This window comes from Neorhizobium sp. T25_13, from assembly GCF_002968675.1.
Taxonomy (GTDB): domain Bacteria; phylum Pseudomonadota; class Alphaproteobacteria; order Rhizobiales; family Rhizobiaceae; genus Neorhizobium; species Neorhizobium tomejilense.
The window spans coordinates 55,296-68,672 of the sequence record NZ_PVBI01000012.1; the positions used below are offsets into that span (position 1 = coordinate 55,296).

At 62.4% G+C, this 13,377-nt stretch carries 11 protein-coding genes and 1 tRNA gene; 7 read left to right on the forward strand and 5 right to left on the reverse strand.

The features are described 5' to 3' along the window. Positions 1 to 52: 52 nt before the first annotated feature. The 3 genes from C5J22_RS23890 to hemA all read left to right on the forward strand — a co-directional run bounded on the left by C5J22_RS23890 (position 53) and on the right by hemA (position 4,648). Complete coding sequence (locus C5J22_RS23890; protein ID WP_105440347.1) at positions 53 to 2,398, forward strand: xanthine dehydrogenase family protein molybdopterin-binding subunit; 2,346 nt, start codon at positions 53 to 55, stop codon at positions 2,396 to 2,398. Between the two features lie 11 nt (positions 2,399 to 2,409). Next, the gene (locus C5J22_RS23895; protein ID WP_105440280.1) at positions 2,410 to 3,207 is read left to right on the forward strand and encodes a xanthine dehydrogenase family protein subunit M; all 798 of its coding nucleotides are present in this window, start codon (positions 2,410 to 2,412) and stop codon (positions 3,205 to 3,207) included. 226 nt (positions 3,208 to 3,433) lie between these two features. After that, positions 3,434 to 4,648, forward strand: a complete 1,215-nt coding sequence (gene hemA / locus C5J22_RS23900) for a 5-aminolevulinate synthase (RefSeq protein WP_046637191.1) — start codon at positions 3,434 to 3,436, stop codon at positions 4,646 to 4,648. A 241-nt stretch (positions 4,649 to 4,889) separates the two neighbouring features. On the opposite strand, the gene dxr is transcribed toward hemA, so the two are convergent. Next, complete coding sequence (gene dxr / locus C5J22_RS23905) at positions 4,890 to 6,077, reverse strand: 1-deoxy-D-xylulose-5-phosphate reductoisomerase (protein WP_105440281.1); 1,188 nt, start codon at positions 6,075 to 6,077, stop codon at positions 4,890 to 4,892. Between the two features lie 133 nt (positions 6,078 to 6,210). On the opposite strand from dxr, the gene C5J22_RS23910 reads away from it, so the two are divergent. Together C5J22_RS23910 and C5J22_RS23915 are read left to right on the forward strand one after the other, a co-directional pair. After that, complete coding sequence (locus C5J22_RS23910) at positions 6,211 to 7,440, forward strand: FAD-dependent oxidoreductase (RefSeq protein ID WP_105440282.1); 1,230 nt, start codon at positions 6,211 to 6,213, stop codon at positions 7,438 to 7,440. A 42-nt stretch (positions 7,441 to 7,482) separates the two neighbouring features. Then, positions 7,483 to 8,019 carry a DUF2937 family protein gene (locus tag C5J22_RS23915; protein WP_105440283.1) on the forward strand — a complete coding sequence of 179 codons (537 nt, stop codon included), beginning with the start codon at positions 7,483 to 7,485 and terminating at the stop codon, positions 8,017 to 8,019. Between the two features lie 10 nt (positions 8,020 to 8,029). Here the strand turns inward: C5J22_RS23915 and C5J22_RS23920 are convergent. Then, positions 8,030 to 8,106 (reverse strand) — tRNA-Arg (locus tag C5J22_RS23920). Between the two features lie 55 nt (positions 8,107 to 8,161). Continuing rightward, positions 8,162 to 9,325 carry a M20 aminoacylase family protein gene (locus C5J22_RS23925; protein ID WP_105440284.1) on the reverse strand — a complete coding sequence of 388 codons (1,164 nt, stop codon included), beginning with the start codon at positions 9,323 to 9,325 and terminating at the stop codon, positions 8,162 to 8,164. Between the two features lie 158 nt (positions 9,326 to 9,483). Here C5J22_RS23925 and C5J22_RS23930 point away from each other — a divergent pair, with 158 nt between their 5' ends. Together C5J22_RS23930 and C5J22_RS23935 are read left to right on the forward strand one after the other, a co-directional pair. After that, a complete protein-coding gene (locus C5J22_RS23930; protein ID WP_105440285.1) occupies positions 9,484 to 10,581 on the forward strand; it encodes a D-alanyl-D-alanine carboxypeptidase family protein in 1,098 nt (365 codons plus the stop codon). 13 nt (positions 10,582 to 10,594) lie between these two features. After that, positions 10,595 to 11,770 (forward strand): GTP-binding protein, encoded by a 1,176-nt coding sequence (locus C5J22_RS23935; RefSeq protein ID WP_105440286.1) that lies wholly within the window; start codon positions 10,595 to 10,597, stop codon positions 11,768 to 11,770. Positions 11,771 to 11,776: 6 nt separating this feature from the next. On the opposite strand, the gene C5J22_RS23940 is transcribed toward C5J22_RS23935, so the two are convergent. Continuing rightward, positions 11,777 to 12,010, reverse strand: a complete 234-nt coding sequence (locus tag C5J22_RS23940) for a sulfurtransferase TusA family protein (protein ID WP_105440287.1) — start codon at positions 12,008 to 12,010, stop codon at positions 11,777 to 11,779. Next, on the reverse strand, positions 12,007 to 13,314 hold the full coding sequence (locus C5J22_RS23945; protein ID WP_105440288.1) for a murein L,D-transpeptidase family protein: 1,308 nt from the start codon (positions 13,312 to 13,314) through the stop codon (positions 12,007 to 12,009). Before C5J22_RS23945 ends, C5J22_RS23940 begins: the two co-directional genes overlap by 4 nt. Between the last annotated feature and the right edge of the window lie 63 nt (positions 13,315 to 13,377).

Below are 13,377 nucleotides of genomic sequence, written 5' to 3' on the forward strand. Positions count from 1 at the left end.
GACTAATTCCTAATCACTACTCACTTAACCACCATCTCGGGAGGAGATGAACATGGGTGTTGAAGGAATCGGTGCACGCGTTACCCGCAAGGAAGACAAACGCTTCTTGACCGGCAAGGGTCGTTACACGGACGACATGACCGTGCCGGGCATGAAATATGCCTGTTTCGTCCGCAGTCCCTATGCGCATGCGAAAATCGGCAATATCGACGCGACCGCGGCGAAGGCCATGCCGGGCGTCATCGACGTGCTCGACGGCAAGCAGCTTCAGGCGGACGGCATCGGCAATCTTATCTGCGGCTGGATGATCCATTCCAAGGACGGGTCGCCGATGAAGATGGGCGCCTGGCATCCGCTCGCGGTCGATACCGTGCGTTATGTGGGCGACGCGATCGCCATCGTCGTCGCCGATACCTCCGGCGAGGCCCGCGATGCCGCGGAAGCCGTGGTCATCGATTACGAACAGCTCCCGGTGGTGACCGAGGCCGTTGCAGCACTCGCCTCCGGCGCGCCGCAGATCCATCCGGAAGCGCCCGGCAACCTGATCTTCGACTGGCAGATCGGCGAACCTGATGCCGTCGACAAGGCGATTGCGGCGGCAGCGCATGTCACCGAAATCGAGATCCTCAACAACCGCCTGTCGCCGAACCCGATGGAGCCGCGCGCCACGCTCGGCATCTACGACACGGCGGAAGATCACTATACCTGCTATACGACCAGCCAGAACCCGCATGTGGCACGGCTGGTGATGAGCGCCTTCTATAATGTCGCGCCGGAAAACAAGCTGCGCGTCATTGCGCCGGATGTCGGCGGCGGTTTCGGCTCGAAAATCTATATCTACCCGGAAGAGATCATCTGTCTCTGGGCCTCGAAGAAGACCGGCGTGCCGGTGAAATGGACATCGGACCGCACCGAGGCCTTCCTCACCGACGCGCATGGCCGCGACCACGTCTCGAAGGTGAAGATGGCCTTCGACGCCAACAACCGGATTACGGCGCTGAAGGTCGATACGATCGCCAACCTCGGCGCCTATATGTCGCTGTTCTCCTCGGCCGTGCCGACCTATCTCTATGCGACGCTGCTGTCCGGCCAGTATGCGATCCCGGCGATCCACGCCAATGTCCGCACCGTCTATACCAATACGGTGCCGGTCGACGCCTATCGCGGCGCCGGCCGTCCTGAAGCAACCTATCTGCTGGAACGGACCATGGAGACGGCGGCCCGCGAACTCGGCGTCTCGCCGGCGGAACTGCGCCGGACGAACTTCATCCGTTCCTTCCCCTACCAGACGCCCGTCATCATGAACTACGATGCGGGCGATTACGAAGCTTCGCTGAATGCGGCGATGCAGGCCGCCGACTGGGCAGGTTTTGCCGCCCGGCGGTCGCAATCCGAAGCCAAAGGCAAGAAACGCGGCATCGGCATGAGCTGCTATATCGAGGCCTGCGGCATCGCGCCATCGGCTGCGGTCGGTTCGCTCGGCGCCGGGGTCGGCCTCTGGGAATCCGCCGAAGTGCGGGTCAATGCGGTCGGCACGATCGAAGTGCTGACCGGCTCCCACAGCCATGGCCAAGGCCATGAAACGACTTTCGCGCAGCTTGTCGCCGGTCGTCTCGGCGTGCCGATCGAGAGCATCAGCATCGTCCATGGCGATACCGACAAGGTGCAGATGGGCATGGGCACCTACGGCTCGCGCTCCGGCGCCGTCGGCATGTCGGCCGTCGTCAAGGCGCTCGACAAGGTCGAGGCCAAGGCGAAGAAGATCGCTGCGCATCTGATGGAGGCTTCCGAAGAGGATATCGTCATCGAGAACGGCGAGCTGAAGGTCGCAGGCACCGACAAGTCGGTGCCTTGGTTCCAGGTGGCGCTGGCGTCCTATACCGCCCATAACCTGCCTTCGGGCATGGAGCCGGGCCTGAAGGAAACCGCCTTCTACGATCCCTCCAACTTCACCTTCCCGGCCGGCTGCTACATTGCCGAGGTGGAGATCGATCCGGATACCGGCGAGACGGACATTGTCCAGTTCGTCGCGGCGGACGATTTCGGCAATATCATCAACCCGATGATCGTCGAGGGCCAGGTGCATGGCGGCATTGCCCAGGGCATCGGCCAGGCGCTGCTCGAGAACGTGCAGTATGATGCGAACGGCCAGCTGCTGACGGCAAGCTACATGGATTATGCGATGCCGCGCGCCGACGACCTGCCGTCGTTCACGCTGTCGCATCAGAACACGCCTTGCCCCAGCAATCCGCTCGGCATCAAGGGCTGCGGCGAGGCGGGTGCCATCGGCTCACCACCGGCGCTCATCAACGCCATCACCGATGCGATCGGCCATAACAAGCTCACCATGCCGGCGACCCCGATGAAGGTCTGGCAGGCATTGCACGCGGCTCACTGAGGAGAAAAGACATGTATGCTACCAGCTATCATCGTGCATCCTCGGTGGAAGATGCCGTCAAGCTCAAGTCCGTCAACGAGGAGGGCAAATACCTCTCCGGCGGCATGACCCTGATCGCGACCATGAAACAGCGGCTTGCCGCACCGAGCGATCTGATCGACCTTCGCCATATCCCGACGCTGCGCGGGATTTCGATCGACGGTCGCAAGGTGACGATCGGGGCTGCCACGCCGCATGCGGATGTGGCGGCTTCGCGCGAGCTTGCGGGCATGTGTCCGGCGATCTGCAAGCTCGCCGGCCATATCGGCGACCCGCATGTGCGCCACATGGGCACGATCGGCGGTTCGATCGCCAACAACGACCCGGCGGCGGACTATCCCGCCGGCCTGCTCGGGCTCGGCGCGACCATCGTCACCGACCGGCGTTCGATCCCGGCGGACGATTTCTTCACCGGTCTTTTCGACACCGCGCTGGAGGAGGGCGAGATGGTGACGTCAGTCACCTTCGAGGCGCCGGAAAAGGCGGGCTATGCCAAGTTCAACAACCCGGCCTCGCGTTTTGCGATGACCGGCGTGTTCGCGGCCAAGACCGCTGGCGGCGTGCGCGTGGCAGTGACCGGCGCCGGTTCGTCAGGCGTCTTCCGTCATCCCGGCTTCGAGCAGGCGCTGGCCTCCAACTGGTCGGCGGATGTGCTGGGCAATGTCGCTGTCGATGCCTCCAACCTGATGTCGGACATGCACGCCAACGCGGAATACCGCGCCAATCTGGTCAAGGTCATGGCGAAAAGGGCGGTCATCTCCGCGGGCTGAGACGAATCGGGGTCGCCCGAAAAGGCCGGGAAGAGCGGCGAGGGCCGCTCTTCTTTCCTGCTGCTTGACTTGGATCAATTCTCACATTTTCGATATCGCTTACCTTTTTATTGGAATAATTCAAAAAAAGGGGGCCTTTTGCCGCAGGTTGGTTCTATTCGCTTTGTCCGGGGTTGACGAAAAGCGCGGCTGAAATCAAAACCAAGGCAGGTTCTGGAGTGTGAGCATGGACTTCGAGGCATTTTTCAAGAGCGAACTGGACGGTCTTCACGGCGAAGGCCGTTACCGGGTGTTCGCCGATCTCGAGAGACATCGCGGCAATTTTCCCCGCGCCACGCGTCATACTCCCGATGGCCCGAAGGAAGTGACCGTCTGGTGTTCGAACGACTATCTCGGCATGGGCCAGCACCCCGCCGTGATCGAGGCGATGAAAGAAGCCATCGATCACTGTGGCGCGGGTGCGGGAGGCACCCGGAATATTTCTGGCACGACGCACTACCACGTGGTTCTCGAGCAGGAACTCGCGGACCTGCACGGCAAGGAAGCGGCGCTGATCTTCAATTCCGGCTATATGTCGAACTGGGCAACGCTCGGCACGCTCGGCCAGAAGATCCCCGGCCTGATCATTTTCTCCGACGCGCTGAACCACGCCTCGATGATCGAGGGCATTCGTTATGCCAAGTGCGAACGGGTGATCTGGAAGCACAACGACCTCAACGACCTCGAGGCAAAGCTGGCGGCAGCCGATCCGAACGCGCCGAAGCTGATTGCCTTCGAAAGCATCTATTCGATGGATGGCGACATTTCGCCGATCAAGGAAATCTGCGACCTCGCCGACAAATACGGCGCGATGACCTATCTCGACGAAGTGCATGCGGTCGGCATGTACGGCCCGCGCGGCGGCGGCATTGCCGAACGCGAAGGCCTGATGGACCGTCTGACGATCATCGAAGGTACACTCGGCAAGTCCTTCGGCGTGATGGGCGGTTATATCGCCGCTTCGACGGCGCTCTGCGATTTCATCCGTTCCTTTGCCTCGGGCTTCATCTTCACGACGGCGCTGCCGCCGACGTTGGCAGCCGGGGCGATTGCCTCGATCCGGCACCTGAAGGCAAGCCCTTTCGAGCGGGTCCGTCATCAGGATCGTGTCCGCAAGCTGCGCACGATGCTGGATCAACAGGGTATTCCGCATATGCACAACCCGAGCCATATCGTGCCGGTCATGGTCGGCGATGCGGCCAAGTGCAAATGGATCTCGGACATCCTGCTCGATACCTGCGGCGTCTATGTGCAGCCGATCAACTATCCGACCGTGCCGCGCAAGACCGAACGCCTGCGCATCACCCCGACGCCGCTGCATAGCGACGCGGACATCGAGCACCTGGTCGGCTCGCTGCACCAGCTCTGGTCGCGCTGCGCGCTGGCGCGGCACGTGGCTTGATGACGGCTTGCCCCATCACCTGAAGAGGCGGCCTACCCCCTCACCAACAAAATCTACGACTTAGCTTCGCTAAGATCGTGATTTTGTAACCTCTCCCGCAAGGGGAGAAGCAGGCTGCGGCGGCGCGGCGCCCTTATCTCTCCCCCTGCGGGAGAGAAAGTGATTTCAACATCTTAGCGAAGCTAAGTGTTAGAAATCGCAAGTGAGGGGATGTTCGTGGGCAACCAAGCCCAATACCGCCCTAAGCAGCCATTTCCCTCTGAGCAATAATCTCTCCGGCACGACGCCTTGCCTCGGCATCCGCCGCAAACACCTCATCCATCGTCGCGGCAGGCGGATGGCCCGCCATGTCGTCCATCACCTGTTCGGCGACATCCGCCATGTTGAGAAAACCGATGCGGCCGGCGCAGAAGGCGTGGAAGGCTATCTCTTCGGCAGCGTTCATGACCGCGCCCTGTACGCCACCGCGTTCCAGAGCCGTGCGAGCCAGCCTCAGCGCGGGGAAACGAACCTCGTCCGGCGCCTCGAAATCCAGCCTTGCGAGCTTTGCGAAATCCAGCCGCTCGACATCGAGCGCCGGGCGGTTCGGGTAGGTGAGTGCATAACCGATCGCGGTGCGCATGTCCGGACAGCCGAGCTGCGCCAGCACCGACCCGTCCCTGTATCCGACCATGGAATGAATGACCGATTGCGGATGGACGATCACCTCGATCTGGTCCGGGCGCAGATTAAAGAGATGTTTCGCCTCGATCATCTCCAGTGCCTTGTTGAACATCGAGGCGCTGCCGATCGAGATTTTCAGGCCCATCGACCAGTTGGGATGGGCGCGTGCGATATCCGCGGTAACGCCGGCCATCTGCTCGCGCGTCCAGGTGCGGAAAGGGCCACCGGATGCGGTGAGCACGATGCGCTCGACCGCGTGGTGCTGGTCGTCTTCGAGCGACTGGAAGATGGCGCTGTGTTCGCTGTCGACCGGGATCAGCCGTCCGCCGCCCTCAGTGACCGCCCTGACGAACAGTTCGCCGGCGGAGACCAGACATTCCTTGTTGGCGAGCGCGATATCGGCGCCACGTTCGGCGGCGGCCAGCGTCGGGGCAAGCCCGGCTGTGCCGACGATCGCCGCCATGACCCAGTCAGATGGGCGCGCACCCGCCTCGATCAGCGCCTCGCGGCCGGCGGCGACCTCGATGCCGCTGTCAGAAAGCGCGTCTTTCAGCGCCGCATACTGACGGTCGTCGGCGGTGACGGCCAGTTTTGCACCGCATGCCTTCGCCTGGTCTGCCAGAAGCGCGATATTGCTGTTGCCGGTGATGGCGACGACCTCGAAGGCCTCGCGGCCGCCGAGCTGGTTCACCACATCCAACGTATTGACGCCGATCGAGCCGGTGGAACCGAGGATGCTGATACGGCGCTTACCGGTTTCGGCCATGCTGTCTTCCATTTCCTAAAGCTGCCGTTGGTCTACAAGCGAAAGCCACGGCTCACAAGAGCGGGCTTGAATTCGGCCCGGCTGCGACCAAGTGCAGCTTGCACAACGGGTACTCTTGGCGCGAAGTGGGGCGATGAGCGAACACCGTGAAATCCAGACGACTTGCGTGATCGCCGGCGCCGGCCCGGCGGGGCTGATGCTCGGCCTCCTGCTGGCGCGCGCCGGCGTCGATGTTACGGTTGTCGAAAAGCACGCCGATTTCCTGCGCGATTTTCGGGGTGACACGATCCATCCCTCGACGCTGGAGGTGATGCACGAACTCGGCCTGGTCGACGAATTCTTGCGGCTGCCGCATACGCGGGCGCCAAAACTGTCGGCGGAGATGGGCGGGAAAACGGTGACGATCGCAGACTTCTCGCGGCTGCCGGTCAGGCACCGCTTCATCGCCTTCATGCCGCAATGGGATTTTCTGCGCTTTCTCGCTGAAAAGGCGCAAGGCTTTCCGAACTTCCGGCTGATCATGCAGGCGAGGGTGGCGGACGTGCTGGAGGATCAGGGCGCAATTTCGGGCCTCGTCCTGGAGACGCCCAAAGGAGAGCTCACTATCCACTCCAGCCTCGTCGTCGGCGCCGACGGCCGCAATTCGGTCGTGCGGGAAAAGGCTCGCCTCGATGTCGAGAGTTTCGGCATGCCGAGCGAAGTCGTCTGGATGAAGCTGTCGAAACAGCCGGGCGATCCGAACGAGGTAATGGGCCATGCCGGACCGCGCCAGGGTTTCGTGCTGATCGACCGCGGCGACTATTGGCAATGCGGGTATGTGATCCGCCGCACCACGTTCGCCGACATCCGCGAGAAGGGCATCGAGGTTTTTCGGCAGATGGTGATCGACGTTTCGCCGCTGCCGGCCGAGCGGATGCAGGAGGTCCGCAGTTTCGACGATACCAACCTGCTGACGGTGCGCATCGACCGGCTGAAGCAGTGGTGGCGGACGGGGTTGATCTGCATCGGTGACGCGGCGCATGCGATGTCGCCGATCGGCGGGGTCGGCGTCAACCTGGCGATCCAGGATGCGGTGGCGGCCGCCAATATCCTGGCCGCACCGCTGCGCGAGGGGCGCCTTGCCGATGCCGATCTCGCCGCCGTCGAAAAGCGCCGCGGGTTTCCGACCAGGGCGACGCAGAAGCTGCAGCTGATGATGAGGAGCAGCCGCCGCACCGATGAGGGAGACGACCGGAAGCGCCGGGGCCCGCCGGCCTTCATCCGGGGCATTGCCCGCTTTCCGCTGCTCGCCCATCTCGCCGGCCGGCTGATCGGGCTCGGTTTCCGCATGGAGCATGTGCGGGTAAAACAAGGCAACCTTTGACGGCCCGGCGTCGTTGATCGGCAAAACAATCGAGGCTTTGCCATGCTCATGCTCGGAAGAATGCTGACGATGGCGATGGCGCTGCTGGGCGGGATCTTCTTTTCCCAGGCGCCGGAATTCGCGCAGCAATACCGCCAGCGGATCGGCGGCGCGCTCGACGAGCTCAAGATCATGATCTCGGAATTCGACGCCCAGGCCAACCACAACGGCCTCGATCGCCAGGAGGCGCTCAACATCTATTCCGCCTCGCCGCAGACCTTTCTGCGCAATCAGGGCGAAGCGATGCGGCGGACCTTTTCGCGTTACGAGATGCTCGCCGAGCAACAGAAAGAGCTGACCCTGGCGCCGCCGTTCACCAAGCCGTTCGTGGTGATGCGCAATCCCGATTCGACGACATTTGCGAATGCCTGGCGCGATTTTGTCCCAGGCGTGCCGGTGGATTTCGCAGGTCTCACCTGGGCGGCGGGGGGATTGTTCTGCGGCTGGCTGATTGCGGCACTTCTCGGCGCCGCCCGCCGCGGCGCCTTTCGCTTGGTAAGGCGGCCGAACCGGATGGACCAGACGTCGACGATTGCCTGATAAACGAGGGTGGTGATCCCAGATGGATTCGAACCATCGGCCTCAGGATTAGGAATCCTGCGCTCTATCCTGCTGAGCTATGGGACCACGTGAGGAATTCCATACAAAAGGCGAGGCGTTTAGCCAAGCCTTTTCCTTTCCCTCATTCCGTCAACCGCTGTTCGGCGAGCCGAACCCAGTAGGAAATGCCGTAGGAAATCGCCTCGTCGTCGAAATCGTAATGCGGGTTGTGCAGCGCTGCCGTGTCGCCGTTGCCGATGAAGATGAAGGCGCCGGGGCGGCGTTTCAGCATGAAGGCGAAATCCTCGCCGGCCATGGTCGGATCGACATTGGTGTCGACGTTGGAGGCGCCGACCACTTCCGTCGCGACGCCGATCGCGTGGTCGGTCTCCAGGTCGTGGTTGAAGGTGACCGGACACTGGCGGTAATATTCGATCTCGGCCTCGGCGCCGTGGGCGCTGACGATGCCCTCGACGATCTGGCGGATGCGGTTTTCGGCAAGATCGCGGTTCTCCTCGCTGAGCGTCCGGACCGTGCCCCAGAGCGTCGCCTGGTCGGGGATGATGTTATAGGCGGTGCCGGCGTCGAAACGGGTCACCGAAATGACGATCGAGCGGACCGGGTCCGCGTTGCGGGCGGCGATCGCCTGCAGGCTGCCGACCAGCTGCGAGCCGATGAAGATCGGGTCGATGGTCCTGTGCGGCTGGGCCGCATGGCCGCCGCGGCCCTTGATGGTGATGGTGAAGCGGTCGGGCGCCGCCATGATGCCGCCCTTGCGGATGGCGAACTGGCCGAGCGGAATGCCGGGCATGTTGTGCATGCCGTAGACTTCCTCGATGCCGAAACGCTCCATCATGCCGTCGTCGACCATCGCCAGCGCGCCGGCGCCGCCCTCTTCGGCGGGCTGGAAGATCAGCGCCACGGTGCCGTTGAAATTGCGGGTTTCGGCGAGATATTTCGCCGCACCCAGGAGCATCGACGTGTGCCCGTCATGGCCGCAGGCGTGCATCTTGCCGGGGACCTTGGAGGCCCAGGGTTTGCCGGTGATTTCGGTGAGCGGCAGCGCGTCCATATCGGCGCGGAGCCCGATCGTGCGGCCGCCCGGCCCCTTTCCGCGAATGATGCCGACGACGCCGGTGCGGCCGATGCCCGGCACCACTTCGTCGACGCCGAATTCCTTCAGCTTCTGTTCCACAAAGGAGGCGGTGTTCTCGACCTCGTAAAGAATCTCAGGATTTTCATGAAGATATCGTCGCCACTCGCTGACTTCGCCCTGAAGTTCGGCGGCTCGGTTCAAAATCGGCATAATGTTCCCTGTTGCTGGCTGGTCACGCGGTTATGACAAGTCCTCCCGCCCGGAGTGTGCCTGTCATGATTGACGTAATCAATCTTCTTTGCCATTGCTTGGCCACATAGGCCGCATATGCGCCACACTCGTTAAAGCCGCAACAACGAGGGACACCCTTGCCGACTTCAAGCCTCCGATCCGTGTCCGCCACCCGGCTGATTTCTGCCGTTACGGCCATTGGGCTTTTCGTATCCGCAGGAAGCGCCGCCGCCAATCCGAAGATGGTGATTGACGCCCGGACCGGTAAGGTGATCGCCCATGAGGACGCGTTCCTGAAATGGTATCCGGCCTCGCTGACCAAGCTGATGACCGCATACGTCACCTTCAAGGCGTTGAAGTCCGGCAGGCTTACGCTCGATACGCCCATCGTGATGAGCAAGAAGGCGACCGATCAGCCGGCGAGCAAGATGTATTTCAAGCCGGGCTCCAAGCTCACCATGGACAGCGCCTTGAAAATCCTGCTCGTCAAGTCGGCCAACGACGTGGCGGTCGCGGTCGCCGAGACGGTCGGCGGCTCGCTCGACCAGTTCGTGGCGATGATGAACAGCCAAGCCCAGGCGCTCGGCATGACCTCGACGCGCTATATCAACCCCCATGGCCTGCCCGGCAAGGGCCAGTATTCGACGGCGCGCGATCTTGCGCTGCTGACGCTGCGCCTGAAGCAGGATTTTCCGGAATACCAGAGCTATTTTTCGCTTGAGGGCATCGATACCGGTGCCAAGCAATATCCGAACTTCAATACGCTGATCGGCCGTTTCGATGGCGCCGACGGGATGAAGACCGGCTTCATCTGCGCCTCCGGCTTCAATCAGGTCGGTTCGGCGACCCGCGACGGCCGCACGGTGATCTCCGTGGTGCTGGGGTCCGACAGCCTTGCCGGCCGCGCCGATGACACCGCCAACCTTCTGCAGCAGGGATTGACCTCGCCGCCGAGCCAGGGCGTGCCGCTGACATCGCTGCAGCCCTATGGAGACATGGCCGAGGTCAACGACGTCAGCGCCACGATCTGCAATCCGCAGGCGGCCAAGGTGCGCAGCGAAACCCGTGACGATGCCGGCCGGACTGTCCAGCATTCGCCCTATATCCATGAGATGGACCGCCCGCCCGTCTACAGCTTCGCCGGTCTTATTCCCGGCAGCGAACAGATCGCTTCAACCAAGGGCAAGAACGAGATCGCCAACGTGCCGATCCCGCAACCGCGCCCGACATTCTGAACGAGAACAGGTCATGTCTTCTGTCCGCAGCCGGATTCCGGTTTCCATCCTCACCGGGTTTCTCGGCGCTGGAAAATCGACGCTGCTGAACCGTATCCTCAAGGATCCGGGCACCAGCGATACGGCCGTGATCATCAACGAGTTCGGCGAGGTCGGGATCGACAATTTCCTGGTCGAAGCTTCGGGCGACGCGTTGCTGGAGATCGCCAATGGCTGCCTCTGCTGCACGGTGCGCGGCGAGCTGGTGGATTCGCTTGCTTCGATCATGGACGGCATCCAGACGGGCCGGCTGAGGCCGATCCGTCGCATCGTGATCGAAACCACGGGCCTTGCGGACCCGGCGCCGGTCATGCAGTCGGTGATGGGCAATCCGGTCATCGCGCAGAATTTCGAGCTCGACGGCGTCATCACCGTCGTCGATGCGGTGAACGGCGTGTCGACGCTGGACCGTCATCAGGAGGCCGTGAAGCAGGTGGCGGTGGCCGACCGGCTGATCATCTCAAAACTGTCGATGGCGGATCACTCCCAGCTGGCCGCGCTGAAAAGCCGGCTTGCGGCGCTCAACCCCCGGGCGCCAATCGTCGATGGCGACAGCGAAGCGGCCGGCACGGCGGCCATTCTGGTGAACGGCCTCTACGATCCGGCGACGAAGATCGCCGACGTCGATCGCTGGCTGCATGACGAGCTGGCGAACGATGCCGAGGCGCATCATAACCAGGATCACGGTCATGATCACCACCACGGCCATGAACATAACCATGACCACCACGGGCATGGCCATCACCACCATCATCATGACGTGAACCGCCATGGCGACGACATCCGCTCCTTCTCGATCATCCACGACAAGCCGATCGATCCGATGGCGATCGAGATGTTCATCGACCTGTTGCGCTCGGCGCATGGCGAGAAACTGCTCCGGATGAAGGCGATCGTGGCGCTTTCCGACAATCCGGAACGGCCGCTGGTGCTGCATGGGGTGCAGAGCGTCTTCCATCCGCCGCAGCGCCTGCCGAAGTGGCCCGACGGCTCGGACCGGCGCACGCGCATGGTGCTGATCACGCAAGGGCTGGAAGAAGCCTTTGTCTCGGATCTTTTCGCGGCATTTACGGGCCAGCCCCGCGTCGACCGGCCGGACCGCGCTGCGCTGGAAGACAATCCACTCGCCGTTCCCGGCCTGCGGATGTAGGCCCGCTCAACCCTTGCGGATCAGAAAACGGTGTCCCGTCTCGGTCTTTTCCGAGCGGACCAGTTCGTGGCCTTCCTCATTGCAGAAATGCGGGATGTCGATGCCGGCGAGAGGGTCGGTGGTTTCGATCGCAAGCTCCGCGCCGCTCTCCATGCCTTTCAGCCGGCGGCGCGTCTTCAGGACGGGCAGCGGACACTTCAGGCCTCTCAGATCGTAGAGGCCTGCGGTCTCGAAGCTCATTCCTGGCTCCAGAACTTCCAGAACGGCTTCTTCTTTTCCTCGCTGATCGGCGGTGCTGCGTAAGCGAGCGGGTTCTGGGCCGGGATCGGAACCGTGGTCGTCGTGCCCTGCGCCGTTGTGACAGTGGGTACCGTACCGGTGCTCTGCGCGGCATTGCTCTGGGCGATCGGGCCGGCTCCCGGCAGGCGGTCCTGCTTCATGCGGTCGGCGGCGGTGCCGGGACGAAACGTGACGGGCGTGGCGGAGGCAAGCATGGTATTGGCCGGCTTGTTCTGGGAGGCCATCCGCTTTTCCATCATGTCGCGGAACTCGGACTGGCTCAGCAGCTTGCCGGCTTCCAGCGAGGTTCCGGTCGGCGCATAGGCGATGTCGCGGCCCTTGCGCTTGCCGGCAACCACGGCCTTGCGCTCGGCTTCGGTCGGCTCATACCAGACCTTGCCGTCGAAATTCTCGAGCGCCTTGGCGTAGGCGACCTGGTAGGTCTTTTCGTAGGAGGTCAGCGCAGCCGAGAGGGCCGGCGGCGTGGACATGGGCGGGCAGGCTGCGGCAGGCGCAAATGTGCCGTTGCTGTCGACCTGCTGGTTGAAGACATACTTCTTTTCGCAGACGTTGACTTCCGGCGGGCGCTTGGTGACTTCGAAATGATCGAAGCCGGTCTTCAGCATTTTCCAGAAATCATAATTCTGGCTGTCGCGGTGGCGCGCCATGTTCTCCGCGTTCATCCGGAAGGGGAGAGCCTGGAGCTGCACGGAGGTCTGGCCGCCCTTGAAGGCGTCGCGGGCGAAGGCGTAGATTTCCAGAACCTGTTCGTCGGTCATCGAATAACAGCCGGACGACGAGCAGGCGCCGTGGATCATCAGGTTCGATCCGCTGCGGCCGTTGGCGGCATCGTAGCGGTTCGGGAAGCCGGTATTGATGGCAAGGTAATATTTCGAATTCGGGTTCAGGTGCGCCGGCGTCAGGTTGTAGAAACCTTCCGGGGCCTGGCGGTCGCCTTCCTTGACCTTCGGGCCGAGCTTTCCGGACCAGGCGCAGATGTCGTAGCTCTTGATCACCTCGAAACGGTTGTCGGCCCTCGCCTTCCAGACTTCCAGCTTACCCTCTTCCTTGAGGATGCGGATCATGATCGGCGAAGTGCGCGGCATGTTCTTCTTCTGCATCTCGGCGAGAATGCTCGAAGGCAAGGGCTGCTCGACCTTGTTCTTGACGCTCTTCAGGTCAATGCTCGCGGAATCGAGCGTGTCGTTACAGCCCGTCAGGGCAGTTGCCACGAGGAGAGCAAAAGCGATGTGTTTCAGGCGCATCGGTACGGACCACATAGACTTGGAACGACGAACGAATTCGGTACAGGACTTCTATGAATAAAG

Excerpts from the sequence above, each read along its gene's own strand:
- C5J22_RS23890 (WP_105440347.1), top strand. The coding sequence starts at position 53 with ATGGGTGTTGAAGGAATCGGTGCACGCGTTACCCGCAAGGAAGACAAA.
- C5J22_RS23895 (WP_105440280.1), top strand. The coding sequence starts at position 2,410 with ATGTATGCTACCAGCTATCATCGTGCATCCTCGGTGGAAGATGCCGTC.
- hemA (WP_046637191.1), top strand. The coding sequence starts at position 3,434 with ATGGACTTCGAGGCATTTTTCAAGAGCGAACTGGACGGTCTTCACGGC.
- dxr (WP_105440281.1), bottom strand. The coding sequence starts at position 6,077 with ATGGCCGAAACCGGTAAGCGCCGTATCAGCATCCTCGGTTCCACCGGC.
- C5J22_RS23910 (WP_105440282.1), top strand. The coding sequence starts at position 6,211 with ATGAGCGAACACCGTGAAATCCAGACGACTTGCGTGATCGCCGGCGCC.
- C5J22_RS23915 (WP_105440283.1), top strand. The coding sequence starts at position 7,483 with ATGCTCATGCTCGGAAGAATGCTGACGATGGCGATGGCGCTGCTGGGC.
- C5J22_RS23925 (WP_105440284.1), bottom strand. The coding sequence starts at position 9,325 with ATGCCGATTTTGAACCGAGCCGCCGAACTTCAGGGCGAAGTCAGCGAG.
- C5J22_RS23935 (WP_105440286.1), top strand. The coding sequence starts at position 10,595 with ATGTCTTCTGTCCGCAGCCGGATTCCGGTTTCCATCCTCACCGGGTTT.
- C5J22_RS23940 (WP_105440287.1), bottom strand. The coding sequence starts at position 12,010 with ATGAGCTTCGAGACCGCAGGCCTCTACGATCTGAGAGGCCTGAAGTGT.
- C5J22_RS23945 (WP_105440288.1), bottom strand. The coding sequence starts at position 13,314 with ATGCGCCTGAAACACATCGCTTTTGCTCTCCTCGTGGCAACTGCCCTG.